The following is a 25309-nucleotide window of genomic DNA, read 5'->3' on the forward strand; positions in this document are numbered from 1 at the left end:
ATCGTCCCGGCGAGCCGGGACGATTGTCGTCAGAAAATCAGAAGAGACTTACTCGCCGGAGGCGACCTCGTCGCTGGACGCGGCGGGCGCCGCTTCACGATCGGGGCGGGGGCCATGCGGCCGACGCCGACGGCGCGGATAGCGCTCGCCACCGCCGCCACCCTCGAAACCGGTCTGACCGCCATTTACTTGCGGCTGCGCGCCGGTGATGAAGGAGGGCAGGCGGTCGACGCCGCCGGCATCGGCGATGACCGGCTGCGGCTGGTTCGCAGGCTGCGGCTGATATTGCGGCTGCGGACGGTGCTCGCGCGGCTGCTGCTGATCGCGCTGATAGGGCTGGCCCTCGCGCGGCTGATGGTCACGCTGGTGGTGATCGCGCTGGCCGTCGCGGTCGCGCGTGAAGGGTTGCTGCGGCGGCGGCTGCGGGACGAAGCCAGGCTCCTGGCCGAAAGCCGAGAAATTTTCGCCGTCGTCCTCGCCGTCGTCGCCATGGCTGCTGATGGGCTCGTCACCGCGCGGCTGCTGGTTCTGGCGGAACTGCTCCTGGGCCGCCGCGATCAGGCGGAAATAATGCTCGGCATGCTGGTAGTAGTTCTCGGCCGCAACAGGGTCGCCGGAGGAGCGCGCGTCGCGCGCGAGCTGGAGATACTTTTCGGCGATGTGCGAGGCGGTGCCGCGGATCTTGATATCGGGTCCGTTGGACTCGTAGACCCGGGTCATCGGGTTCTGGCTGCGCCGGTTGTTGTTGTTATTGTTGTTGCGGTTGCGCATCCGCTGCTTGTTCTGACCGTTTCTCATGTCCTGCCTTTAATTCCAGCCCTAAAGGTTGCACGCATTACTGATTGCTAGGAGTGACCTGGTGACAGCAGCTCACATTGCTCATGCGCACCGCGCGCAAGAGCGGATTGATCCCTGCCAATGTTCGTCGACCGTCGCGCTCAACAAAGACGCGTTCCCCACTCGCCAGCATTGATTGCGAGCGAACCCATTCATTTCGCTTGCCGAAACAAGCCCAGCTTTCTTGCGTAAGTCTTCAAGCGCAATATCAGGCTTTCGTTCACGTTGCGGTCGGAGAGCAGCGCAGCTCCACTGGCCATCGCGCTCAACAGGACCTGCGGCTTGGAACCTATAATCAGTAAAGCTCTCGCCCGAGAGCCCGGCTTTCACCCGTAGGTCTACGGGGCCGGCACCGATGTGTTGACCGGAACGTAGTCGTTCCCAAGCGATATTCCAAGAGCTTTTTGCAGGCCAATCCGGCTTTTATGGGGGCATTTTTCGGGCCGAAACGGCCCGCGGAATGCCCGCCAGGTCGGCCTTGGGTGGCCTGTCCACCGTTAACCCCGCAGCCACCATGAGGGTTTCAATATTTCTCGCCTGGCCCTGTCCGGCTTCGACGATCAGCGCCCCGCCGGGGGCAAGGCACTCGCTCGCCTGCGGGATCAGGGCGCGGTAGGCGTCATATCCGTCATTGCCGCCGTCCAGCGCCAGATGCGGATCGTGCTCGCGCACCTCGATGCTCAATGTCGGAATTTCGGCCGAGGGGATATAGGGCGGGTTCGACACGACGAGGTCGAACGGGCCGCCGAGCGCCGACGCATAGGAGCAAGCGACGAAAGCGGCGCGGCCGGCGAGGCCGAGCGCGGCGGCATTGTCGCGTGCGGTGCCGAGTGCCGTCAGGCTGACATCCGTGCCGACGCCGAACGCATCGGGAATTTCATGCAACAGCGCGAGCAGGATCGCGCCCGAGCCGGTGCCGATGTCAGCGATGCGGGGGCGAACGATCTTCTGCTCGCGAAAAAGCTCGAGCGCACGCTCGACCACCGTTTCGGTGTCGGGGCGCGGGACCAGGGTCGCCTCCGAAAGGCGAAACGGCAGGCCCCAGAATTCGCGCGTGCCGAGAATGCGCGCCACCGGCTCGCCCGCGATCCGGCGCTCTGCATATTGCGCGAGCTGCGACGCCTCGGCGTTCGTGAGGGGGCGGGCGGCCTGTGCAATGAGACCGGTGAGATCGAGGCCGAGCACGGCACTGATCAGGATGCGGGCGTCGAGCTCGGCTTCGTTGAGCTGCGCGGATCGCAGCTGCGCCGCCAGCGCGCGGCGTGCGGTCTCGATCGATTGTCCTGTGAAGGCATTGCCCACGCGGCGCGTCACGCCGCCCCGCCCTGTGCGGCGAGCTGTGCGGCCTGATGCTCGGTGGTCAGCGCGTCGATCAATTCGCCGAGCGCTTCGCCCGCGATCACCTGCGGCAGCTTGTAGAGCGTCAGGTTGATGCGGTGGTCGGTGACGCGCCCTTGGGGGAAGTTGTAGGTGCGGATGCGCTCGGAGCGGTCGCCGGAGCCGACCTTCTCCTTGCGCTCGGCCGAGCGCGCGGCATCGACGCGCTGCCGCTCGGCGTCGTAGATGCGCGAGCGCAGGATGTTCATGGCGGACGCGCGGTTCTTGTGCTGCGAGCGGCTGTCCTGCATCATCACCACGATGCCGGTCGGGATGTGGGTGATGCGGATCGCCGATTCGGTCTTGTTGACGTGCTGGCCGCCGGCGCCTTGCGCGCGCATGGTTTCGATGCGCAGATCCTCGTTCTTGATGTCGACGTCGACGTCCTCGACCTCCGGCAGTACGGCGACCGTCGCCGCCGAGGTGTGGATGCGCCCTTGCGTCTCGGTGTCGGGCACGCGCTGCACCCGGTGCACGCCGGATTCGAACTTCAGCTTGGAGAACGCGCCGCGGCCATGCACCTCCGCGATGATTTCCTTGTAGCCGCCGACTGTGCCTTCGCTCGCCGAGATCACCTCGACCTTCCAGCCCTGCAAGGCAGCGAAGCGCTCGTACATCCGGAACAGGTCTCCGGCGAACAGCGAGGCCTCGTCGCCGCCGGTGCCGGCGCGGATTTCCAGCACGACGTTGCGATCGTCCATGGCGTCCTTGGGCAGGAGTGCGACGCGGATCTTCTGGACCAGTTCCTCGATCTTCGGCGTCAGTTCGTCGCGCTCGGCCTCCGCCATGCCGCGCATGTCGGCATCGGTTGCGGGATCGGCGATCAGCGCCTCGGTGTCGGCAAGCTCCTTCACGGCAGAGCGATAAGCTTTCACCGCTTCGATCAGCGGCGTGATCTCGGCGAGCTCGCGTGTGATCTGGACATAGCGTTCGGAGGCGAGCTGCCCCAGCGATTCGGCCTCGAGAGAGGCATGATGTGCAAGGAGCACATCCAGTTTGGCTTCGGGGAGTGACGACATCGGTTCAGTCTCGGATGGGCGGATGACGGCGAGGGGGACAGGCAGGGGGCGCGAGGCCCGCTACAACGCCAGGCCTTCGGCCTCGGCAAATTCCGTCAGCTTCTGCCGGATCGAGACGCTGCCGGCGGGCGCGTCCAGCAGCGGATCGAGCATCGCCTCGGCCTTCTTGGCGTCGAGGTCGAGCACCATGGCCTTGACCGGGCCGAGGGCGGTCGCCGAAAGCGACAGCGAGCGGTAGCCCAGCGCAATCAGCGCCAGCGCACCGATCGGCTTGGATGCCATCTCGCCGCAGAGCGAGAGCGACTTCTTCGCCGCATGGCACTTGCGCGAGATCTCGCGCAGTGCACGCAGGATCGGCGCCGACATGGTGTCGAAGCGCTCGGAGACCTTGGCATTGCCGCGGTCGACCGCGAACAGGAACTGGAACAGGTCGTTGGAGCCGACCGAGATGAAGTCGACCTTCTTCAGGAGCTCGTCGAGCTGGTAGAGCAAAGCGGGCACCTCGACCATGGTGCCGATGTCGATTCGTTCAGGCAGCGTGTGGCCGTGCTGGCGCAAATAGGTGAGCTCGCGCTCGACCAGCGCCTTGGCGGCATCGAATTCGGCGACCTCGGAGATCATCGGGAACATGATGCGCAGCGCGCGGCCGCCGCCGGCGCGCAGCAGTGCGCGAATCTGGCCGCGCAACAGGCCGGGACGATCGAGCCCGAGCCGGATCGCGCGCCAGCCGAGCGCGGGATTTTCCTCGATTACCGCTTCCATGTAGGGCAGCGCCTTGTCGCCGCCGATGTCGAGGGTGCGGAAGGTGACGGGCTTGGCGCCGGCGGCATCCAGCACGGTGCGATAGAGCGCGAGCTGGTCGCTGGTGCGGGGCAGGCTCTGGCCCACCATGAATTGCAGCTCGGTGCGGAACAGGCCGATGCCGGCGCTGCCGGTGTCCTCGATGTGCGGCAGGTCGATGGCGAGGCCTGCGTTGATCATCAGCTCGACCTTCTGGCCGTCCTTGGTGACGCAGGGCCGGTCGCGCAGCGCCAGATATTGCGCCTGGCGGCGGGCGCGGAAGCGCACGCGTTCGGCGAAGGCGGCCTCGATCTCCTGCGAGGGCCGCACATAGATCGCGCCCGAGGTGCCGTCGACGATGATGGCGTCGCCCGGATCGGCGATGCCGGGCGCGTTCGGCACCTCGCCGACCGCGGGAATGCCGAGCGCGCGCGCCACGATCGAGACGTGGGAGTTGGCGGTGCCTTCTTCCAGCACGATGCCGCGCAGGCGCTTGCGGTCGTAGTCGAGCAGCGCCGCCGGGCCCATCGCGCGCGCGATGACGATCGCGTTGTCGGGCAATTGCTCGCGTGAGGGCGCGTGGTCCTGGCCGACCAGCTGCCGCATCAGGCGGTAGCCGAGGTCCTCGAGATCGTGCAGCCGGTCGCGCAAGTAAGGATCGGTCGAGCGCAGCATGCGCGCGCGGGTGTCGGACTGGACGCGCTCGACCGCGGCTTCCGCGGTGAGGCCGGTGGCGACCGCCTCGTGCAGCTTGTGCGACCAGCCCTGGTCGTTGGCGAACATGCGGTAGGCTTCCAGCACCTCGCGATGCTCGCCGCCTTCGGCGACGTCGCCGCGTTCCAGCATGCGGTCGAGATCGGCGCGCAGCTTGGCGAGCGCGGTGTCCAGCCGCTTGATTTCCTTCGGCAGGTCCTCGGCGATGTAGTCCTTGATGACGACGCGCGGCTCGTGCAGCACGACATGGCCGAGCGCGATGCCCTCCGACAGGATGGCGCCGACCTTCTGCGCGGAATGCCGCGCGGCCGGCTCCTGGCCCGGCTGCGCCAGTGCCGAGAGCTCGCCGGAGGCAATCAGCTCCGCCAGCACCATCGCGGTGGTCTGCAGCGCCTCGAGCTCCTCCTCGACATAGTTGCGCTTGGCGCGGTTCTGCACCACCAGCACGCCGAGCGTGTTGCCGGCCCGCAGGATCGGCACGCCGAGGAAGGAGTGGTAGATTTCTTCGCCGGTCTCGGGGCGGAACGAGAAGGCCGGGTGGCTCTGCGCATCGCTTAAGTTGAGCGGCGTCGCCTCGCTGGCGACGAGGCCGACCAGGCCCTCATGCGCGCTCAGGACGGTGTGGTGCACCGCCTCGCGATTGAGACCCTCGGTGGCGTAGAGCTCCAGCGTGTTGTCGATGCGCAGCACATAGACCGAGCACACCTCGGCCACCATGTTGGCGGCGATCAGCACCACGATCTTGCCCAGCCGCTCCTGGGCCGAGACCTGCTCCGCCATGGTTTCGCGGAGCCGTCTCAACAAGACGCGGGGACCTCCCGACGCGCTCCGCATGAACCGTCAATCTCCTCCGTCTGCCGGGCCCGGCGGTATCGGCCGGCGGCTGGCCTAAAATTCCAGAAAAACAACCAAATTGTTTGTCCGGCGCAGGCGCAAACCCAAATCTTCTTGAAATTTAGTGCTCGCACCGAATCAGCGGCCTGAACTGGGACACAGTCTGCGGCAGCCCACCCTGTTCGCCGTATAGCGAATTAGGGCTTGTTTTGCCAAGCAAAACGCCTGCCAAACGCGAATGTGTGGAGACCTCAGCGTTTGCTGCGGCCGCTAAGAGAAAATTAGTCTAGCCCTGATCGAGACCGTAGAGCGTGTGCAGGGTGCGCACCGCAAGCTCGGTATAGGCGGTGTCGATCAAAACCGAGAATTTGATCTCGGAGGTTGTAATGGCCCGGATGTTGATATTCCGTCCCGCGAGGGCCGAGAACGCCTGGGCGGCGACGCCGGCATGGCTGCGCATGCCGCTGCCGATCACCGAGATCTTGGCGACGTCGGTCGCGGTATCGAGCCGGGCATAGCCGATCTTGGCCTTGGCGGCGGTAATCGTATCCTTGGCGCGGGTGTAGTCGGCGGCCGGCACCGTGAAGGTGAGGTCGGTGGTCTTGCCGTCTTCAGAAACGTTCTGAACGATCATGTCGACGTTGATGTTGGCATCGGCCAGCGGGCCGAAGATCGACGCGGCAACGCCCGGCTTGTCCTCGATCTGGCGCACCGAGATCTGGGCCTCGTCCTTGGAGAAGGCGATACCGGTGACGACGTGGCTTTCCATGATCTCCTCCTCGCTGCAGATCAGCGTGCCGGGCGGCTGGTTGGCATGCGGGTCGATATCCTCGGGCTTGTCGAAGCTCGAGCGGACGAAGATCGGCATGTTGTGGACCATGCCGAGTTCCACCGAGCGGACCTGGAGCACCTTGGCGCCCTGGGAGGCCAGTTCCAGCATGTCCTCGAACGCGATCTTGTCGAGCCGCTTGGCCTTCGGCACGATTCGCGGGTCGGTGGTGTAGACGCCGTCGACGTCGGTGTAGATGTCGCAGCGGTCCGCCTTGACGGCTGCGGCAACCGCCACGGCCGAGGTGTCCGAGCCGCCGCGGCCAAGTGTGGTGATGCGATTGGTCTTGGGCTCGATGCCCTGGAAGCCGGCGATGACCGCGACCTCCTTGCGCTCCTTGAAGCGCTTGATGATCTCGCTGCCGTCGATGTCCTCGATCCGGGCCGAGGCATGAGCGTCGCTGGTCTTGATCGGGATCTGCCAGCCCTGCCAGGAGCGGGCCTGAATGCCCATGCCCTGAAGCACGATGGCAAGCAGGCCGGACGTCACCTGCTCGCCCGAGGCGACGACGGCGTCGTATTCGCGCGCGTCGTGCATCGGCGAGGCCTCGGTGCACCAGGCCACCAGCTCGTTGGTCTTGCCGGACATCGCCGAGACGACGACGGCCACTTCGTGGCCGGCGTCGACCTCACGCTTCACATGGCGTGCGACGTTGCGGATACGTTCGATGTTGGCGACGGATGTGCCGCCGAATTTCATCACGAGGCGGCTCATGACGACGCGTGCATTCCTTCATAAGGATCAGTATGGTGACCCGCGCGAGGCAATGCCGCCGGCACCCGACCGCGCGTATACAGAGGGGCGGGGCCGGGGGCAAGCGGGTTCCTGCTCCGGCCAATCCGGGCAATGGGTCGATCGAGGTTATGGCGCGCTATATCGACGAAATCCTGCAGCCGGGCGAGCGGGTGCTGTATTCGACCAATGCGCACTGGATCTTCTATTTTCCGGCGATTCTGGCCTGGATCGTGGCGCTGGCCCTGCTGATCCTGTCGCGGCAGGCGACCGTCGATTGGCTCGTTTTGCTGTGCCTGGGAGCGGCGGGCCTAGCGGCGCTGGCGGCCTTGTACTGGACCATCAAGGGCTGGTTCCATCGCTTCACCACCGAGACAGATGTCACCAACCTCCGGGTCGTGCACAAGACCGGGTTCATCAAGCGCCGCACTTTCGAGATGGCGCTGGACAAGGTCGAGAGTGTCGACGTCGACCAGACCATTCTTGGACGTATTCTCAACTACGGCGACGTAACGATTCGCGGCGTCGGCGAAGGGATCGAGACGATCAAGACGATCGCCTCGCCGCTCGCCTTCCGTAGTTCGATCACCACGCGGTAGGACCGCGCCTGACCATGAGCATGCAGCAAAATACTTCCCTCTCCGCGAACCCGCAGCAGGGTTCGACCGTCGATGCCGCCGAGATCGCCAAATTCTCAAAGCTCTCGGCAGAGTGGTGGGACCCCAACGGCAAGATGGCGCCGCTGCACCGGATCAATCCCCTGCGGCTCGGCTATATCCGTGACGCCGCCTGCCGCAAGTTCGAGCGCAATGTGCGCAGCCTCAACTGCCTTGGGTCCTTGCGCGTACTCGACATCGGCTGCGGTGCCGGCCTGTTGTGGGAGCCGCTGTCGCGCCTCGGCGCGCAGGTCATCGGCGTCGATCCCTCGCAGAGCAACATCGCCGCGGCGAAGCTGCATGCCGACAAGGGCCATCTTGCGATCGACTACCGCTGCACTACCGTCGAGGAGATCGACCCGCGCGAGCGCTTCGACATCGTGCTGGCGATGGAAGTGGTCGAGCATGTCGTCGACGTCGGCGTCTTCCTGAAGCGTTGCGCCGCGATGCTGAAGCCGAACGGCCTCATGGTGGTCTCGACGCTGAACCGTAACTGGAAGAGCTTCGCGCTCGCCATCGTCGGCGCTGAATACGTCCTGCGCTGGCTGCCGCGCGGCACGCACGAGTGGAACAAGTTCGTCACGCCCGACGAGCTGACGAAATATCTGCTCGACAACCGTCTCGTCATCACTGAGCAGACCGGCGTGGTTTACTCGCCCTTCGCCGACAAATGGAGCCTCTCGTCGGACATGGACGTGAACTACATGGTGGTGGCCGAAACGATGGTGTGAGGGCGGGCGTTGGAGGCAAGCTGTTTCGCAGGGACGACAGCTGCATTTGTTGCGAGAGCATCGCACCCATGACGCCCATGCGGTTGACCAGCCAGTCTGTTCCCGCCACGCTGATCGCCATTCCTCTCGTAGCTGCCCCCCCCCCCCCATGCTCACCGTCACCAGCCTCTGGATTCCCTTCACGATCATCGCTGCGCTCGGCCAGGTCGCGCGCAATGCGATGCAGCGGTCGTTGACGAAGCCGCTGGGGACCTGGGGCGCGACCAATATCCGCTTCCTGTTCGGCTTCCCGTTCTCGCTGCTGTTCCTCGGCCTGGTGCTGGTCGCGACCGGCGATCATATCGGCCTGCCGCCGGCCGCGTTCTGGCCGTGGCTGCTGCTCGGGGCACTCAGCCAGATCGTCGCGACCGGCCTGATGCTGCTCGCGATGAACGATCGCTCCTTCGTGGTGACGACGGCCTACCTCAAGACCGAGGCGATCCAGACCGCGATCTTCGGCTTCGTCTTCCTCGGCGATCACCTGACCTGGCTCAAGGTGCTGGCGATCGTGATCGCGACCGTCGGTGTCGTCATCACCGCGCTGCGGCCCGGCGGCGAGAAGAGCTTCGCCGAGCTGAAGCCGACCATCACCGGCCTCGTCGCCGCGGCGGCCTTCGCGCTCTCCGCGGTCGGTTTTCGCGGCGCGATCATCACGGTGCCGAACGTGTCGTTCGTGACGGCCTCGTCGTTCACGCTGGTGCTCGGCCTGTTCGTGCAGACGCTGGTGCTGACGATCTACCTGCTCTGGCGCGCGCCGGACGTGCTGCGCGGCATCCTCGGACTATGGCGGCCGTCGATGCTGGCGGGGTTCACCGGCGCGTTCGCCTCGCAGTTCTGGTTCCTGGCGTTCGCGCTGACGGCGGCGGCCAATGTCCGCACCCTCGCGTTGATCGAGGTGCTGTTCGCGCAAGGCGTCGCGTACTACTCGTTCAAGCAGCCGATTGCGCCGCGCGAGATTCTTGGCATCGCGCTGATCGTGATCGGCGTTGCGGTGCTGGTGGGAGTTTGATTCTTACAACCGCCGTCATGCGGGCTTGTCCCGGGCATCCACGTTCTTTGTGCCGTCGGAAAGGAGACGTGGATGGCCGGGTCAAGCCCGGCCGTGACGAAGAGGAGAGCGCCTCAGTTCCGGTCTTCCGGCAGCGTCGGCAGCGGCGACACCTCGATGCCTTCGTCGATCAGCGACTTGGCCTCTTCCGGCGAGGCCTCGCCGTAGATCGGGCGATGCTCCTTGTCGCCGTAATGCATGGCGCGGGCTTCGTTGGCGAAGCGCTCGCCGACATTGTCGGCGTTCTTGACGATGTGATCGCGCAGCTCTTTCAGCTTGGCGCGCAGCTCGCGCTCCTGCGCCATCAGCAGCGAAGTCGGTCCTGATGGTGCAGCCTCGGGCGTGGTCGCTGCAGTGGGCTCGGGCGGCGGCGCCGCGGGCCCGCGGCCCTTCTTGCCGACGATGCGCGGGGCCATGATCGCCTTCTCGACCTTGGCCGAGCCGCAGATCGGGCAGGTCACGAGCTTGCGCTTGACCTGCGACTCATAGGCCGACGAGCTCTGGAACCAGCTTTCGAAATCGTGGTCCCGGTCGCAGTGAAGCGCGTAGCGGATCATGCCGATCCCCGCACGAGGTGCAGATGGTCCGGTCCCGCCTTGGGATCGGAGACGCCGAAGCGGCGGCCGTGCTGGAGCGAGGGGATGGCGCGGCGCGCGGTCTCGACCTTGGCCGGATCGATCTTGGCCATGACGATGCCGGGCTCGACGTCGCCCTCGGCCAGGATCTCGCCCCAGGGGTCGATGATCAGCGAGTGACCATAGGTCTCGCGCTTGTTCTCGTGCAGGCCCGCCTGCGCCGCGGCAAAAATGAAGCAGCCGGTCTCGATCGCGCGGGCGCGCAGCAGCACGTGCCAATGCGCTTCACCAGTCTTGCGGGTGAAGGCCGAGGGCACGGTGATGAAATAGGCGCCGCTTTCGGCCAGCGCGCGGTAAAGCGCGGGAAAGCGCACGTCGTAGCAGATCGTCAAGCCCACACGGCCCCAGGGCAGATCGGAGATCACCGCGGTCTCGCCCGGCTGGTAATTGGCGGATTCGCGATAGCTCTCGCCGTCCGGCAGCTCGATGTCGAACATGTGGATCTTATCGTAGCTCGCGAGCACGTTGCCCTCGGGCCCGATCAGGAAGGAGCGGTTGACCGCCTTCTCCGGCGAGAAGCGCAGCGCCAGCGAGCCGACATGGAGATGGATCTTCAGCTCCGCCGCCAGCGCGCGGTAGGCCTTCAGCGAGGCGTCGTCCTCCTCCCTCTGCAGATGCTCGAACAGCGCCTTGCGGTTCAGCTGCATCATGTTGCTGACTTCGGGCGTCTGCACGTAATCGGCGCCATTGGCCGCAGCCTGCCGGATCAGCGTCGTGGCCTGTTCGAGGCTTGGCTCCGGCATCAGGCCGGTGCGCATCTGCACCATGGCGGCCGTGAACGTGCGGTTCTCGCTCATGACACCGCCTTCACACTTTCGAGCATGCCGTCGAGCTTGCCCTCGCGGTCGAGCGCGTAGAGGTCGTCGCAGCCACCGACATGGGTTCCGCCGATCCAGATCTGCGGGAAGGTCGAGCCCTCGCCGGCGCGGTCGTACATCTCGGCCCGCCAGGACGAATTCTTGGCGACATCGAATTCCGTGAAGGCAGCCTTCTTGCGGCTCAGCAGCGACTTGGCGGCGGAACAATAGCCGCAGCCCGGCCTGGTGTAGATCTCGACAGCAGCAGTCATCTTGTCTGGCGCTCTCATGTCATGAATTCGTTGAATTATATGGGACTTTACCTGACCTCCACAACCCGGGCGAACACCAGCACGTCGACCTGGGCTGCCTTGGCGCGAAGCAGGGCACGCGCGCAGGCATCCAATGTGGCACCTGAGGTCAGGACGTCGTCGATCAGGACAATGCGGCGCCCCTGGACGTCAGCCTGGCGGTCGGGAGATACCTGGAACGCGCCCTGCACATTGCTCGCGCGCTGGGCCCGCGACAGGCCGATCTGCTGCTCGGTCGCGCGCACCCGCCGCAGAACGTCGCCCCGGACCCCGACGCCGTTCTGCCGCTCGATCACGCGCGCCAGCGCCCCGGACTGGTTGTAGCGGCGGCGCCAGGCCCGCCGCCAGTGCAGGGGAACGGGCACCAGCATGTCGGCGCCGGCCAGCAATTCGCCGCCCGCCCGTGCCATCCAGCGCCCCATGGCGGGCGCCAGATCGGTGCGGTCCTGGTATTTCAGTGCATGCACCAGCGTGCGCGCGACGTCGTCATAGCGCACCGCCGCGCGGGCCCGCATGTAAGCCGGCGGGCTCGCGATCGCCTCCATCGACAGCATGTCGGGGCCGGGGTCGTAGACAAAGGGAATGCCGAGCCGCGGGCAGTAGGGTCGCTCGATGAACGACAGCCGCGCCCAGCACGAAGCGCAAACGCCCTCGCCGTCGACCGGCTCGCGGCAGGACACGCACAGTGTCGGCAGCGCGATGTCGAGCGCGAGCCGCGCCGCGCGCGACAGCACGTGGCGGCCGGCCGCCCACGCAGCACGCAGTGGTGCGGCGATGGAACGGGGTGGGGTGGCGTCGGCGTCCATGCGGAGAGGCTAGCGTTCCGCTTCTGTTGGCTCAAGCCACGCTCGCGTGCCCCGGACACGAGAGCGTTGCCAGAACGGTGGCGATCGGCGTAACCAGCGGCATGGCTCAGCCCCCGCAGATCCCTCCGGCCCTGTTCGATCGTGCCTTGCTGCACGCGCGGCAGCGTCGCGCGCAGGCGCAAGGTGCCGCGAGTTTCCTGCTTGACCGGGTCGCCGAGGACATGTCCGACCGGTTGGCGGCGGTGATGCGGGAGTTTCATGCGCCAGTCGATCTTTGGACGCCCGGTGAGGGGCTGGCGGGGCTGCGCGCCCGGCTGTCTTCCATCGAGCACATTGCGCTCGACGCGGCTGGCGTGGAGAAGCTGCCTGTTTCTCCGGAAAGTCTCGATCTCGTCGTCTCGGCGCTGGCGCTGCAATTCGTCAACGACTTGCCGGGCGTGCTCGCGCAGGTTCGGCGCGCGCTGAAGCCGGATGGGCTGCTGCTGGCCGCGATGATCGGCGGCGACAGCCTGACCGAGCTGAGGCAGGCCTTTGCCGCGGCGGAGGCCGAATGCGAGGGCGGCGTGTCGCCGCGCGTGGCGCCGTTCGCGGACCTGCGCGACATCGGCGCGCTGTTGCAGCGGGCGGGCTTTGCGCTACCGGTGACCGATGTCGACCGCGTCGTGGTGCGCTATGGCAATGCGTTCGCCTTGATGCAGGATCTCCGCCGCATGGGTGCGGCCAACGTGCTGATCGAGCGGCGGCGTACGCCGTCGCGCCGCGCGACGCTGCTGCGCATGGCCGAGATCTATGCCGACCGCTTCGCCGATGCCGACGGCCGCATCCGTGCGACGTTCGACATCATCTGGCTCTCCGGCTGGGCCCCGCATGCGAGCCAGCAGCAGCCGCTCAAGCCGGGATCGGCCAAGGCGAGCCTGGCAGAGGCAGTGAAGAAGGCGGGGAAGAGTTAGTTGGTCATTCCGGGGCGATGCGTAGCATCGAACCCGGAATCTCGAGATTCTCAGGAGCGCAATTGCGCTTCATAGTTCGCGCTCTCGCGCGCCCCGGAATGACGATGCAAGGGCATCGTCACATCAGCAGATCAATCAAATGCGGGATCAGCGGAATATCCGCCGGCGGCATCGGATAGTCGCGCAGCTTGTTGGCGCGGACCCAGGCCAGGGCCTGGCCTTCACGTGACGTCACCTGTCCTTCCCAGCGCCGGCAGATGTAGAGCGGCATCAGCAGGTGGAAGCTCTCATAGCCGTAGCTTGCGAAGGTCAGCGGGGCGAGACACGGCTCGGCAACGGGGATGCCGAGCTCCTCATGAAGCTCGCGGATCAGGCTCTGCTCCGGCCGCTCGCCCGGTTCCAGCTTGCCGCCGGGAAATTCCCAGAGACCGGCCAGCGCCTTGCCCTCGGGGCGCTGCGCGATCAGGACGCGCTTGTCGGCGTCCACAAGCGCGCAGGCTACCACCAATGTCAGCTTGAGATCGGCCATTCAGCTACGACCTGTAGTCCCCGTTGATCGCTACATATTCCTTGGTGAGGTCGCAGGTCATGACGCGGTCGCGGCCCTTGCCGAGGCCGAGCGAGACCAGAATCGCGATCTCCGGCGCCTTCATCGCCTCCGACACCTGGGCCTCGTCATAGGATGGATCGCGTGCGCCGTTCCTGGCGACGCGGATGCCGTTGAAGGAGATCGAGAGCTTGTCGCGATCCGCCGGCTCGCCGGCCTTGCCGACAGCCATCACCACGCGGCCCCAATTGGCGTCCTCGCCGGCGATCGCGGTCTTCACCAGCGGCGAGTTGGCGATCGACATTGCGATCTTGCGCGCCGAGGCCTTGGTCTTGGCGCCCTCGACCGTGATCTCGACCAGCTTGCGCGCGCCTTCGCCGTCGCGGGCAACCTGCTCGGAAAGATTGGCGAGCACTTGGTTGAAGGCTTTCACGAACGCCTTCAGGCGCGGATCGCTGGCGCGGCTGATTTTCGGCGCGCCGTGCTCGGCGGCGGCGCCGGTGGCGAAGGCCAGCAGCGTGTCCGAGGTCGAGGTGTCGCCGTCGATCGTGACCGCGTTGAAGGTGTCCTCGACCCCGCTCTTGAGCAGCGCCTGCAGCGCGGCGGGCGCGATCGGCGCGTCGGTGAAGATGAAGGACAGCATGGTCGCCATGTCGGGGGCGATCATGCCGGCGCCCTTGGCCATGCCGTTGATAGTGACCTTGGCCTTGCCGAGCTTGACGGTCGCGGTCGCGACCTTCGGGAAGGTGTCGGTGGTCATGATCGCTTTGGCCGCGGCGAGGTAGTCGCCGGGTACGGCGGCTTCAGCCAGGCGGCCCAGCACGCCGTCGAACTTGGTCGCATCCAGCGGCTCGCCGATCACGCCGGTCGACGCCAGGAAGATCTCGCTTTCGCTGCATCCGACTGCCTTGGCCGCGATCTTGGCGGTCAGCGCGGTGGAGGCGCGGCCGGTCTTGCCGGTGAACGCATTGGCGTTGCCGGAATTGACCACCAGTGCGCGCGCCTTGCCGCCCTTCAGCTTGGCCCGGCACCATTCCACCGGTGCGGAGGGGCATTTCGACTTGGTGAAGACGCCGGCGACCGCAGTGCCCTTGTTCATCACCGCCAGCAGCACGTCGGTGCGGTTCTTGTAGCGGATGCCAGCTTCGGCCGTCGCGAGGCGGATGCCCGCGATCACAGGCATGTCGGGGACGGTTTTGGGGGCGAGGGGAGAGACGGAGGAGGACATCGCGAGGCGCCTTGATAGGGTCTGGACATGCAGATGGCCGGGGGAGCCCCGGCCATCGCGACGTTAGATACTCTTGGCGTCCGCGAAGTGACAGCGAATTCTTACTTCTTCGCCGGCGGCGCCATCTTGCTGTCGGACGGCTTGGCGTCCTTCGACGCATCCGCCGCCGGCTGGTCCAGCCGCTCGACCTTGGCTTCGGTGCGCAGCTTGGCGACATAGTCGGCCTGGGCCTTGCGGGTCACGTACTGCTCGATCTGGGCCTTGACCTGCTCGAAGTCCGGCGCCTTGCGGCTGCGCTTTTCCTCGACCTTGATGATGTGCCAGCCGAACTGTGACTTCACGGGGTCGGAGATCTTGCCGGGCTCCAGCGAGAAGGCCACGGCCGAGAATTCCGGCACCATCTGCTCCTTGGTGAAGAAGCCGAGGTCGCCGCCGTCGGCCGAGCCGGGATCCTTGGACTTCTTCTTGGCCAGCTCGCCGAAATCAGCGCCCTTGTCGAGCTCGGCCTTCACCGCCTTGGCCTCGTCCTCGGTCTCGACCAGGATGTGGCGGGCGCGCACCTCCTGCTCGCCGGTGATCTGCTTGGAGGCCTCCTCATAGACCTTCTTCATGGCGTCCGGGGTGGTGGCGGCCTTGCCCTCGCCCGCCAGCAGGCTGTCCATCAGCAGGCGGTTGCGGGCGAACGCCAGACGCTTCTTGAACTCCTCGCTATCGGCGACCTTCTTGTCCTCGGCAGCCTTGCTGACGATTTTCATATCGATCAGGAACGACAGGACGTTCTCGTCCTTGGTTGCCGGGTCCATCTGGGCGAGGCTCGGCCCGAGCTCCTCCTCGGCCATGGCGACGTCGCTCTTCTTGATTTCCGCGCCATTGACCTTCGCCAGCACCGGATCGTCGGCAGCCCGGAGCGGGCCCGCGAACGCCAGGGACAGCGCCAGCGCGAGGCTGCCAGCCAAGGCGGAGGCATGGCGGAAGCGCTGGCCGGTGGTTACCGGGAACGAGGTGGTCATGGAAAATCCTTATGTTGAAGCAGGGGGCTGCTCGAAGCGGGGCGGACACTCGCCCAATCAGGGGGGCTTGGCAACGCGAAAAGTCTGTCAAAATGATGAATTAGCCGCAATGCACCCGCCGTTGACAAGGCCCTGACCGGGCCATATCTCTGCCCGGTCGCGACCATGGCGATGGCGTTTATTTTGCTGCGTTTTTGGCCGTTGAACCCAGACTTGCCCAATTCCCACCCATATGGCGGATGACCCCCCGCAGTCCGGGCTCTGACGCCGCGAGGCGTCACGGTGAGTTGATAGGCAGGCGGGTGACAACTTCTTAGGCCAACGCGGTTGAATCGCGAACACAGGAACCAGGCATGATCGGCGCGCTCGCCCGCAAGTTTTTCGGCTCCGCCAACGACCGGCGGGGGAAGGGATATCAGTCCCGCGTCAACGCGATCAACGCGCTTGAGCCCGAGGTTTCGAAGCTCTCCGACGAGGCGCTCAAGGCCCGCACCGCGGAATTCAAGAAGCAACTCGCCGAGGGCAAGACCCTCGACGATCTCCTGGTGCCCGCCTTCGCCACCGTACGCGAGGCCGCCAAGCGTACGCTCGGCCAGCGCCATTTCGACGTCCAGCTGATCGGCGGCATGGTGCTGCACGAGGGCGACATCGCCGAGATGAAGACCGGCGAAGGCAAGACGCTGGTCGCCACCCTCGCGGTCTACCTCAACGCGCTCGCCGGCAAGGGCGTCCACGTCGTCACCGTCAACGACTATCTCGCCCGCCGCGACTCCGGCTGGATGGGCCAGATCTACGGCTTCCTCGGCATGACCACCGGCGTGATCGTGCACGGTCTCGACGATGCCGAGCGCAAGGCGGCCTATGCCTGCGACATCACCTACGGCACCAACAACGAATACGGCTTCGACTACCTGCGCGACAACATGAAGTACCGGCTCCAGGACATGGTCCAGCGGCCGCACTTCTTCGCCATCGTCGACGAGGTCGACTCGATCCTGATCGACGAGGCGCGCACGCCGCTGATCATCTCGGGTCCGCTCGACGACCGCTCCGACTTCTACAACACCATCGACGGCTTCCTGCCCAAGCTCGACAAGTCCGACTACGAGGTCGACGAGAAGCAGCGCACGGTGACGCTCACCGAAGGCGGCATGGAGAAGATCGAGACGCTGCTGCGCGATGCAGGCCAGCTCAAGGGCGAGTCGCTCTACGACGTCGAGAACGTCTCCGTCGTGCACCACATCAACCAGGCGCTGCGCGCCCACACGCTGTTCACCCGCGACAAGGACTACATCGTCCGCGACAACGAAGTCGTCATCATCGACGAGTTCACCGGGCGCATGATGCCGGGCCGCCGGTATTCGGAAGGCCTGCACCAAGCGCTGGAGGCCAAGGAGCACGTCCAGGTCCAGCCCGAGAACCAGACGCTGGCCTCGATCACCTTCCAGAACTACTTCCGCATGTACGAGAAGCTCGCGGGCATGACCGGCACCGCCGCGACCGAAGCGGACGAATTGTTCGACATCTACAAGCTCGAGGTCGTCGAGATCCCGACCAATCTGTCGATCGCGCGCCTCGACGAGGACGACGAGGTCTATCGCACCCAGAAGGAAAAATATCAGGCCATCCTCGCCGAGATCGAGCGCGCCAATGCGCGGCTGCAGCCGGTGCTGGTCGGTACCGCCTCGATCGAGAAGTCGGAAGTGCTCGCCGAATTCCTCAAGACGAACGGCTACAAGCAGATCGACTTCGGCAAGGAGGGTGCGCTCGACAAGCTCTATGCCGCGGCCCGCGCCGGCAAGCCGGCAAAGCTGTTCGCGGTGCTGAACGCGCGCTTCCACGAGCAGGAAGCCTATATCGTCGCGGAGGCGGGCGTGCCCGGCGCGATCACGATCGCGACCAACATGGCCGGCCGTGGCACCGACATCAAGCTCGGCGGCTCGCTGGAGATGCGCATCCAGCAGGAAACGGTCGGGATCACCGACGAAGCCGAGAAGGCCAGGAAGATCGAGCAGATCAAGGCCGATATCGAGCGCTTCCGCGACATCGTGCTGAAGGCCGAGGAGACCGTCGAGGTCGAGCCGGCGAAGGGCAGTAAGCCCGCCAAGACCGTGAAGAAGCCCGGCGGCCTCTACATCATCGGCTCCGAGCGCCACGAATCCCGCCGCATCGACAACCAGCTGCGCGGCCGTTCCGGCCGTCAGGGCGACCCCGGCCGCTCGAAATTCTTCCTATCGCTGGAAGACGATCTGATGCGCATCTTCGGCTCGGACCGCCTCGACAGCATGCTGCAGCGTCTCGGCCTGCAAGAGGGCGAGGCCATCATCCATCCCTGGATCAACAAGGCGCTCGAGAAGGCGCAGCAGAAGGTCGAGGCGCGCAACTTCGACATCCGCAAGAACCTGCTCAAGTTCGACAACGTCCAGAACGACCAGCGCAAGGTGATCTTCGACCAGCGTGTCGACCTGATGAAGGACGAAAGCGTCGCCGAGACCGTCACCGACATGCGCCACGCCTTCATCGACGACCTCGTCGCCAAGCACGTGCCCGAGCATGCCTATGCCGAGCAGTGGGACGTCGCCGGCCTGAAGGACGAACTGAAGCGCGTGCTCGACCTCGACCTGCCGGTCGACGACTGGGCCAAGGAAGAGGGCATCGCTGACGAGGAACTGCTCACGCGCATCGAGACCAAGGCCGACGAGCACATGGCGGCCAAGGTCGCGCAATGGGGTCCCGACGTGATGCGCTACGTCGAGAAGACCATCCTGCTGCAGACGCTCGACCATCTCTGGCGCGAGCATCTGATCATGCTGGACCATCTGCGTCAGGTCATCGGCCTGCGCGGCTACGGCCAGCGCGATCCGTTGCAGGAGTACAAGACCGAGGCCTTCAATCTCTTCCAGGAGATGAGCGCCCATCTGCGCGAGGCCGTCACGGCGCAGCTGATGCGTGTCGAGATCGTCCCGCCGGAGCAGGAAGCCCCGGTGCTGCCGGCGATGGAAGCGCACAAGTTCGATCCTAACACCGGCGAGGACGAGATGGCGCTTGCGAGCGTCACCCTCGGCGCGCAGGCCACCGACGCAGCTCTGCGCGATCCCAAGAACCCGGCGAGCTGGGGCAAGGTCGGCCGCAACGAGGACTGCCCCTGCGGCTCGGGCAAGAAGTACAAGCACTGCCACGGGCGGTATGCTTAGTCCGTGATTTCAATTGGTTAGATAATATGACTGTTCAAAACTCGGTCGTTTTTGTCTAACCGTTGAAAGCATTATGATCCTGGTGGTGCTTGCCGAATTTCAGCGGCACCACGAATGGACTGCGCTCGCTATCTTGAGGACGGCGGCTCACGATTTTTCGGCGCAACGGCACCTGCTACGCCCGCCTTCAACTTTCACGCCGATGAATAAGCCGGGTAACTACTCTCTCCCTTCTAACTGCAGAAGTGTCGTGCTCCATCCGATCCGTTGGCGAGCTGCCAGGCGCTCGCTGCGTAGCTGGACGGATTGTGGATCGCCTTCTCCAAAGGCAGGACATTCGGATCGTCGTATCTGGGATCACCTTCTCCAATATCGACGATGTTCGGACCAAGCGGTTTGGGATCCACGAAGTGTAGTCCTTCATGGATCAGTATGAGCTTTTTACAATTATCCGATTTGCCCAAATAGGATTGGGTAAATGTTATGCCTCCTTTCCCAAGAAATCGGTTGTCGGTGAACGCCATAGGTAGGCCTCCCTTGAATTGCCGTTTGAGGGTGGCCTCCTGCTCGGGCGTGGCTGTATGAAATTGGGCTTCAGCCTCGGAGTTGAGAAGTATCCGAATATCCTTGAAGCGACCCAAGATGAAATTGAGTTCGACCGGATTATCGTCCGCTTTGTTCATGTGGAAATGGACTCTAAGCGCCTCTCGTGTTGGTGCGTGCACATTGAGAGCATCTGGAACACCAAGAGGAATGAACATCTTCAATGCCTCGAGCGAGAAAATCGCTCGATCTACCCAGAATATAGCAAGAGGCCTCTGATCGAGCGCCTCCTCCCTGGGATTCTTTGCGGCCGGCGGCGTCGGCGGCGTCGGCGGTGTGGGGGGGACGGGTGAGGGAGGGGGTAACGGTCCGGGCCCACCCCGGTCAGGTATGACAATGACGTCGCCAGCAAAGATAAGGTTTGGATTCGGTCTTTTCGCCTTGAAAGCAGCGTTCAGCGGATGGTCGTAGATGTCCCGGTAGCTCTTGAATCCATGGCTCAAAGCAATCTTTGTCAAATTGTCACCAGGCTTCACCGTGTAATTTGCTGACATCTGCATTCCCTCGAAGAAGGAGATGGCATCGGAAAACGCTGTCAAGACCTGCCAGTTGATACGTCGCCAATTCACGCGAAACGTTCAATTTGATGAGGTTCTCCGATCTTCCGCAATGGCTTGCGGTACTGCACGCACGCACATTTCTTCGACCAGGCGGAGCGGCCGGGAACGAGGCGCCGGTAGTGCGCTATTTTGGAATTTCCTTTATTGACCGAGAAAGGGTCTTGAGCCCGTGCCGGCCGCCCCGTCACATACACCAATTTGAATCACCATTGCTGGTAGGAGCGGTTGAGCGATCTCCCGTTGACGTTCAGTTCTTCAACGCTTGGTCTGTAGAGCTAATTGGTCGACCTCTGCATTCTCCGAGGGTCGCAGTGTAGCGTTGCCCTCATCGTGCTTGGGCCAAGGGCCTTCGCTTTGAGCTTGTTGCTTAGGTTTCTGTTCTCGCCGAACATTCTGTATTCCGTCTCACGCCAGACGTAACAGGGCGTCGAATTATCAGGCCGAGCCAAGTCATAAATGCGAGTGAAGGCATCAAGAGAACCCCCGATGTCCTGGTTTGAGGTCACATCGAATGTGATCACGATGCGAGCAGACGTTCCCGGTGTAGGAACAGTCGGGGGAATTTAACAAAGTTCCGGTGCGCACTTGCGCACGAGATCGACACCTTGACACGCAAGACGGTAGATCGGCGCTTCGCTTGTCCGGGACGACGGGTTGAGAGAGTGCGTCCCTCTCAATTCGAGCTGTCGATCAAGCTCTCCAGCAGCCGCTTGAGCTCGCTCGTCGACTTGTCGCCGTAGCTCTCCAGGATGTGCTCCTCCTGGTCGACCGCGAGCGAGTTGAGCTTCTTGCTCAGCACCTTGCCGCGCTCGGAGATGAACATCAGCACCTTGCGGCGGTCGTTCGGATCCTGCACGCGATAGACCAGTGTGTCGGAGACCATCCGGTCGATCATCTTGGTCAGCGTCGGATGGTTGAGCAGCACGGCGTCGGCGAGCTCGCCCATCGAATGGCCGTCGCCGTCCGACAGCACCTTCAAGATGCGCCACTGCTCGACGGGAACACCTTCCTTGCTCAACCGCAGTTCGAGCTGCCGGTTGATCTCCCGGTTGGCTTGCGCGAGCAGATAAGCGAGGTGTTCGGTGATGGGAGCGTTCGATTTTGCCACGGCTAAGACTTCGTCTTGACCCAAATGAGTGAATGTCTTGCAATCAATGCTGCATCTATATGCACTTCAATTGTTGAATATTCAATATTTTCAAAATAGGATCATTGCCCAACAAAAGGGCGAAAGCCGCGGCCGCCCGAAGAATGTGCTTTCAGGTCTGGTCCCAGACAGGAGTTGGCGTGCGCGCGACGGTAAACTTCCCGGCTCACGGCGGTCCGGCGTTGCCGCCGTCCTTGCTGTTCAGGAATCTGTCGTCACCGGCAGCTGACGGCGCGTTGTCGCCGTACGATCATGCCTTGTTCAAGCGGCGCGGCACCAATAAGCTCCGCGTCGGCGGCTTCATCTGCTGCACCGGCTCGCCCGGCGTCTGGGGCCCCTGCGCCACCAACAGCGCAAGGCTCGCCGTCGCCGAGATCAACAAGCGCGGCGGCATCCTCGGCCGCGAGATCGAGCTTTCGATCTACGATGCCGGCGGGCCGCTCGATGAGGTCCTGAGCCGCGCCCAGCAGGCAATCGCGTTCGACGAGGTCGATCTGATCGTGGGCCTGCACACCAGCGCGGTCCGCGTGGCCTTGCGCGACGTCACCACGCGTCATCGAGTCCCCTATATTTACACGCCGGTCTACGAGGGCGGCGAGCGCACGCCCGGCGTGATGGCGATCGGCGAGACGCCGCGCTGGCAGAGCCGGCCCTCGATCCACTGGCTCCCCGACGTCAAGAAGGCGACGCGCTGGTACTTGATCGGCAGCGACTATGTCTGGCCCTGGCAATCGCACCGGGCGGTGAAGAATTACATCAGGGAAACCGGAGGCCACGTCGTCGGCGAAGAGTTCGTTCCGCTCGGCGAGGACGATCACGAGCCGCATCTGGCGCGCATCCGCGCCGCCAAGCCCGACGTCGTGCTGATCTCGCTGATCGGAACCGACAGCATTACCTTCAATCGTGCCTTCGGCGAATGCGGTCTCGGCGCCACGACGCTGCGCCTGGCGGGGGCGATGGACGAGACCGTGCTGCTCGGCATCGGCGCCGACAACAGCGAGAACATGTTCTGCGCCTCGGGCTATTTCACCGGCACCGGCGCGCGCGCCAATGACGACTTCCAGAGCCGCTATCACGCGATGTTCGGACCGAATGCACCGCCGATCGGCTCGGTCGGACAGTCCAGCTACGAAGGGCTGCGTTTTCTCGAAGCGGTCGCGAACAAGGCCGGCTCGTTGGCGAGGGTGCCGATGCTCGCGGCCGGCCGCAACATCGTCTACAGCGGCGCGCGCGGTCCGGTCGCCGTTCGCAACGGACACGCGCGAATGCCGATGCATCTTGCCGAGGCCGACGGTCTCGACTTCAAGCTGATCAAGCCGATCTGACACGACGCGGCGATCAGCGCTGGCGCCATTCCAAAATAATACTTGAAAAGGAAAATATTTCCGTTTTGAATGTTTTGGCGAGGCCGGTGGTACGTGCGTCGCACCTGGGCGGCCACGCCCAAGGTTCGTTCCAAGGACCGTTCCAAGGATCGTTCAAGGGATCGTTTCAAGAAACTTCAGGAGAGCGCCGTGACAGTTGTCCTTCCCACGCCAGCCCAGCTTCGCAGTGTTGCCGAGCAATGCGGCCTTTCGCTCACCGACGAGGACGTCGCCTCGTTCCGCGGCCTGATGCAGGGCTCGATCGAGGCCTACAATCTCGTCGCCGCGATGCCGGACGAGCTGCCCGAGGTGAAATACCCGCGCACGCCTGGCCACCGGCCCTCGGCCGAAGAGAACCCGCGCAATGCCTGGTATCGCAAATCGACCGTGAAAGGCGCTGCCAGCGGCAAGCTCAAGGGCAAGACCGTCGCGCTGAAGGACAACATCATGCTGGCCGGCGTGCCCATGACCAACGGCTCGTCGACGCTGGAAGGCTATGTGCCCGATTTCGATGCCACCATCGTCACGCGCATGCTGGATGCCGGCGCCGAGATCGCCGGCAAGACCCATTGCGAGCACTTCTGCCTGTCCGGCGGCAGCCACACCGGCTCCTACGGGCCGGTGCACAATCCGCACAAGATGGGTTACTCGGCCGGCGGGTCGTCGTCGGGCTCGGGCGTGGTGGTTGCGCTCGGTGAGGTCGACATGGCGATCGGCGGCGACCAGGGCGGCTCGATCCGCATGCCGTCCTCGTTCTGCGGCATCTACGGCATGAAACCGACCTGGGGCCTCGTGCCCTACACCGGAATCATGCCGATCGAGATCTATGTCGACCATACCGGTCCGATGACGGCGACGGTCGCCGACAACGCGCTGCTGCTCGAAGTGCTCGCCGGCGACGACGGCTACGATTCGCGCATCAAGGCGCCGAAGGTCGAGGAATACACCAAGGCCCTCGGCCAGGGCGTCAAGGGCATGAAGATCGGCATCCTCAAGGAAGGCTTCGAGCAGCCGGTCGCCGAGGCCGCGGTGAATGAAAGCGTGCGCGAGGCCGCAAAGCGCTTCAAAGATCTCGGCGCTACTGTGGAGACCGTCTCGATCCCGATGCATCTGCTCGGCGGCGCGATCTGGACCCCGATCGGCACTGAAGGCCTGACCCAGACCATGATGTTCGGCGACGGCTACGGCCTCAGCCGCGGCGATCTTTATTCGACCTCGCTGATGGATTTCCATCGCGGCTGGCGCCGGCAGGCGGACTCGCTGTCCGAGACGACGAAGCTGTTCATGATGCTCGGCACCTACATCAACAACAATTTCGGCCCACGCTTCTACGGCAAGGCGCTCAACATCTCCCGCCGGCTGACCGCGGCCTACGACAAGGCGTTCGCCGACTATGATCTGCTGCTGATGCCGACCACGCCGATGAAGGCGACCAAGCTGCCGGAGCCCAACGCCAGCCGCGAGGACTATGTCGCCCGCGCGCTCGAGATGATCTCCAACACCGCGCCGTTCGACATCACCCATCATCCCGCGATGTCGTTGCCTTGTGGCATGGTCGACGGCTTGCCGGTCGGCCTGATGCTGGTCGGTCGCATGTTCGAGGAATCCACCATCTACCGTGCCGCCCATGCCTTCGAGCAGATCGGCGACTGGAAGAAGATGTGAGAGAGAAGTTGATGCAGACGGACGGAAAACCAACCTATGGCTAACGCGTTCGTCGCGGCGTTCGAGATCCTGAGCTTTGGCGCGATCATCGTCCTGATCGTGCTGGGACTCGGGATCATCGCCAGCATGATGGGCATCTTCAACTTCGCGCAGGGCGAGTTCGTCCTGCTCGGGGCCTACATCACCTATCTCGCTTACGCCAAGGGCCTGCCGATCTGGGCCGGCATGGTCGCGGCGCCCTTCGTGGTCGGCGGGCTCGGCTTCGTGCTGGAGGCGCTGATCATCCGCCGCTTCTACGCGGCGCCGATCGTGGCGATGCTCGGCACCTATGCGCTCGGTCTGATCATCCGCGAATCCGTGCGCGGCCTGATCGGCGGCTTCTACCTCCCCGTGCCCGAGCCGATCGGCGGCTCGATCGACATCGGCGCCATGCACATCTCGGCCTGGCGCTTCACCATCATCGTGATCACGCTGCTGGTGATGGGCCTCTGCTATCTGCTGCTGTCGCGCACCAGCTTCGGGCTGCGCGTGCGCGCCACGCTGGAGAACCCGTCGCTGGCACGTGCCTCCGGCATTTCGACGCCGCTGATCTACGGCGCGACCTTCGCCTTCGGTGCGGCGCTGGCCGGCCTTGCCGGCGCGCTGATCGTGCCGGTGTTCAGCCTGTTCGCCGATCTCGGCCTGCGTTTCCTGATCCAAGGCTTCGTCGCGGTGATGGTCGGCGGTGTCGGCTCCTTCATCGGGCCGGTCGCGGGCGCCGGGGTCATCGGCACGCTCAGCGCGGCGCTGCCCTGGGTGATGGCGCCCGTCGTCGCCGACGTGCTCGTCTTCGTGCTCGCCATTGTCTTCATCAAATTCCGCCCGCAGGGCCTCATCGCTGGAAAAGGGGTTTAGTC

22 protein-coding genes are annotated in these 25309 nt (G+C 64.5%); 8 read left to right on the forward strand and 14 right to left on the reverse strand.

The genetic code is table 11. The features are described from left to right. Window positions 1–48 precede the first annotated feature (48 nt). The 5 genes from X268_RS00190 to X268_RS00210 all read right to left on the reverse strand — a co-directional run bounded on the left by X268_RS00190 (window position 49) and on the right by X268_RS00210 (window position 7104). Window positions 49–798: a DUF4167 domain-containing protein gene (locus X268_RS00190; RefSeq protein WP_128923062.1), complete on the reverse strand. Its 750-nt coding sequence runs from the start codon at window positions 796–798 to the stop codon at window positions 49–51. Window positions 799–1260: 462 nt separating this feature from the next. Further along, window positions 1261–2151 (reverse strand): peptide chain release factor N(5)-glutamine methyltransferase, encoded by an 891-nt coding sequence (gene prmC, locus X268_RS00195; RefSeq protein WP_128923063.1) that lies wholly within the window; start codon window positions 2149–2151, stop codon window positions 1261–1263. After that, window positions 2148–3233, reverse strand: coding sequence for a peptide chain release factor 1 (gene prfA, locus X268_RS00200; RefSeq protein ID WP_128923064.1), 1086 nt, complete (start codon window positions 3231–3233; stop codon window positions 2148–2150). Before prfA ends, prmC begins: the two co-directional genes overlap by 4 nt. A 60-nt stretch (window positions 3234–3293) precedes the next feature. Further along, window positions 3294–5561, reverse strand: coding sequence for a phosphoenolpyruvate--protein phosphotransferase (gene ptsP / locus X268_RS00205; RefSeq protein WP_128923065.1), 2268 nt, complete (start codon window positions 5559–5561; stop codon window positions 3294–3296). 286 nt (window positions 5562–5847) lie between these two features. Then, window positions 5848–7104, reverse strand: a complete 1257-nt coding sequence (locus tag X268_RS00210; RefSeq protein WP_128923066.1) for an aspartate kinase — start codon at window positions 7102–7104, stop codon at window positions 5848–5850. Window positions 7105–7253: 149 nt separating this feature from the next. Here X268_RS00210 and X268_RS00215 point away from each other — a divergent pair, with 149 nt between their 5' ends. The 3 genes from X268_RS00215 to X268_RS00225 all read left to right on the forward strand — a co-directional run bounded on the left by X268_RS00215 (window position 7254) and on the right by X268_RS00225 (window position 9557). Next, window positions 7254–7721, forward strand: a complete 468-nt coding sequence (locus tag X268_RS00215) for a PH domain-containing protein (RefSeq protein ID WP_128923067.1) — start codon at window positions 7254–7256, stop codon at window positions 7719–7721. Between the two features lie 14 nt (window positions 7722–7735). Further along, the gene (gene ubiG, locus X268_RS00220) at window positions 7736–8509 is read left to right on the forward strand and encodes a bifunctional 2-polyprenyl-6-hydroxyphenol methylase/3-demethylubiquinol 3-O-methyltransferase UbiG (protein ID WP_164937445.1); all 774 of its coding nucleotides are present in this window, start codon (window positions 7736–7738) and stop codon (window positions 8507–8509) included. Window positions 8510–8657: 148 nt separating this feature from the next. Beyond that, a complete protein-coding gene (locus X268_RS00225) occupies window positions 8658–9557 on the forward strand; it encodes an EamA family transporter (RefSeq protein WP_128923068.1) in 900 nt (299 codons plus the stop codon). A gap of 113 nt (window positions 9558–9670) precedes the next feature. Here the strand turns inward: X268_RS00225 and X268_RS00230 are convergent, their stop codons facing one another. Genes X268_RS00230 through X268_RS00245 form a run of 4 tightly spaced genes read right to left on the reverse strand, consistent with a single transcriptional unit; the run spans window position 9671 to window position 12145 of the window. Further along, the gene (locus X268_RS00230) at window positions 9671–10153 is read right to left on the reverse strand and encodes a DUF1178 family protein (protein ID WP_128923069.1); all 483 of its coding nucleotides are present in this window, start codon (window positions 10151–10153) and stop codon (window positions 9671–9673) included. Further along, window positions 10150–11028 carry a carbon-nitrogen hydrolase family protein gene (locus tag X268_RS00235; protein WP_128923070.1) on the reverse strand — a complete coding sequence of 293 codons (879 nt, stop codon included), beginning with the start codon at window positions 11026–11028 and terminating at the stop codon, window positions 10150–10152. Before X268_RS00235 ends, X268_RS00230 begins: the two co-directional genes overlap by 4 nt. Next, entirely contained in the window at window positions 11025–11300 is a 276-nt protein-coding gene (gene grxC / locus X268_RS00240; RefSeq protein WP_128929097.1) for a glutaredoxin 3, read from the reverse strand. Before grxC ends, X268_RS00235 begins: the two co-directional genes overlap by 4 nt. A 47-nt stretch (window positions 11301–11347) precedes the next feature. After that, window positions 11348–12145, reverse strand: a complete 798-nt coding sequence (locus tag X268_RS00245) for a ComF family protein (protein WP_128923071.1) — start codon at window positions 12143–12145, stop codon at window positions 11348–11350. 101 nt (window positions 12146–12246) lie between these two features. On the opposite strand from X268_RS00245, the gene X268_RS00250 reads away from it, so the two are divergent. After that, a complete protein-coding gene (locus tag X268_RS00250) occupies window positions 12247–13095 on the forward strand; it encodes a methyltransferase domain-containing protein (RefSeq protein WP_128929098.1) in 849 nt (282 codons plus the stop codon). A 118-nt stretch (window positions 13096–13213) separates the two neighbouring features. Here the strand turns inward: X268_RS00250 and X268_RS00255 are convergent, their stop codons facing one another. The 3 genes from X268_RS00255 to X268_RS00265 all read right to left on the reverse strand — a co-directional run bounded on the left by X268_RS00255 (window position 13214) and on the right by X268_RS00265 (window position 15880). Further along, complete coding sequence (locus X268_RS00255) at window positions 13214–13624, reverse strand: (deoxy)nucleoside triphosphate pyrophosphohydrolase (RefSeq protein ID WP_128923072.1); 411 nt, start codon at window positions 13622–13624, stop codon at window positions 13214–13216. A 4-nt stretch (window positions 13625–13628) separates the two neighbouring features. Continuing rightward, window positions 13629–14870, reverse strand: a complete 1242-nt coding sequence (gene argJ, locus X268_RS00260; protein WP_128923073.1) for a bifunctional glutamate N-acetyltransferase/amino-acid acetyltransferase ArgJ — start codon at window positions 14868–14870, stop codon at window positions 13629–13631. Window positions 14871–14971: 101 nt separating this feature from the next. Further along, on the reverse strand, window positions 14972–15880 hold the full coding sequence (locus X268_RS00265) for a peptidylprolyl isomerase (RefSeq protein ID WP_128923074.1): 909 nt from the start codon (window positions 15878–15880) through the stop codon (window positions 14972–14974). A gap of 353 nt (window positions 15881–16233) precedes the next feature. On the opposite strand from X268_RS00265, the gene secA reads away from it, so the two are divergent. Next, complete coding sequence (secA, locus tag X268_RS00270) at window positions 16234–19074, forward strand: preprotein translocase subunit SecA (protein ID WP_128923075.1); 2841 nt, start codon at window positions 16234–16236, stop codon at window positions 19072–19074. Between the two features lie 233 nt (window positions 19075–19307). Here secA and X268_RS00275 read toward each other — a convergent pair whose 3' ends face one another. Beyond that, a complete protein-coding gene (locus tag X268_RS00275; RefSeq protein ID WP_208764410.1) occupies window positions 19308–20246 on the reverse strand; it encodes a LysM peptidoglycan-binding domain-containing protein in 939 nt (312 codons plus the stop codon). Window positions 20247–20910: 664 nt separating this feature from the next. Next, window positions 20911–21345: a MarR family winged helix-turn-helix transcriptional regulator gene (locus X268_RS00280; protein ID WP_128923076.1), complete on the reverse strand. Its 435-nt coding sequence runs from the start codon at window positions 21343–21345 to the stop codon at window positions 20911–20913. 179 nt (window positions 21346–21524) lie between these two features. Between X268_RS00280 and X268_RS00285 the strand changes: the two genes are divergently transcribed. The 3 genes from X268_RS00285 to X268_RS00295 all read left to right on the forward strand — a co-directional run bounded on the left by X268_RS00285 (window position 21525) and on the right by X268_RS00295 (window position 25307). Continuing rightward, a complete protein-coding gene (locus X268_RS00285) occupies window positions 21525–22709 on the forward strand; it encodes a substrate-binding domain-containing protein (RefSeq protein ID WP_164937446.1) in 1185 nt (394 codons plus the stop codon). A gap of 189 nt (window positions 22710–22898) precedes the next feature. Further along, window positions 22899–24413 carry an amidase gene (locus X268_RS00290; protein WP_128923078.1) on the forward strand — a complete coding sequence of 505 codons (1515 nt, stop codon included), beginning with the start codon at window positions 22899–22901 and terminating at the stop codon, window positions 24411–24413. A 36-nt stretch (window positions 24414–24449) separates the two neighbouring features. Beyond that, entirely contained in the window at window positions 24450–25307 is an 858-nt protein-coding gene (locus X268_RS00295; RefSeq protein ID WP_128923079.1) for a branched-chain amino acid ABC transporter permease, read from the forward strand. Window positions 25308–25309 lie beyond the last annotated feature (2 nt).

The sequence above is a fragment of the Bradyrhizobium guangxiense genome (genome assembly GCF_004114915.1).
GTDB classification, from domain to species: Bacteria; Pseudomonadota; Alphaproteobacteria; order Rhizobiales; family Xanthobacteraceae; genus Bradyrhizobium; species Bradyrhizobium guangxiense.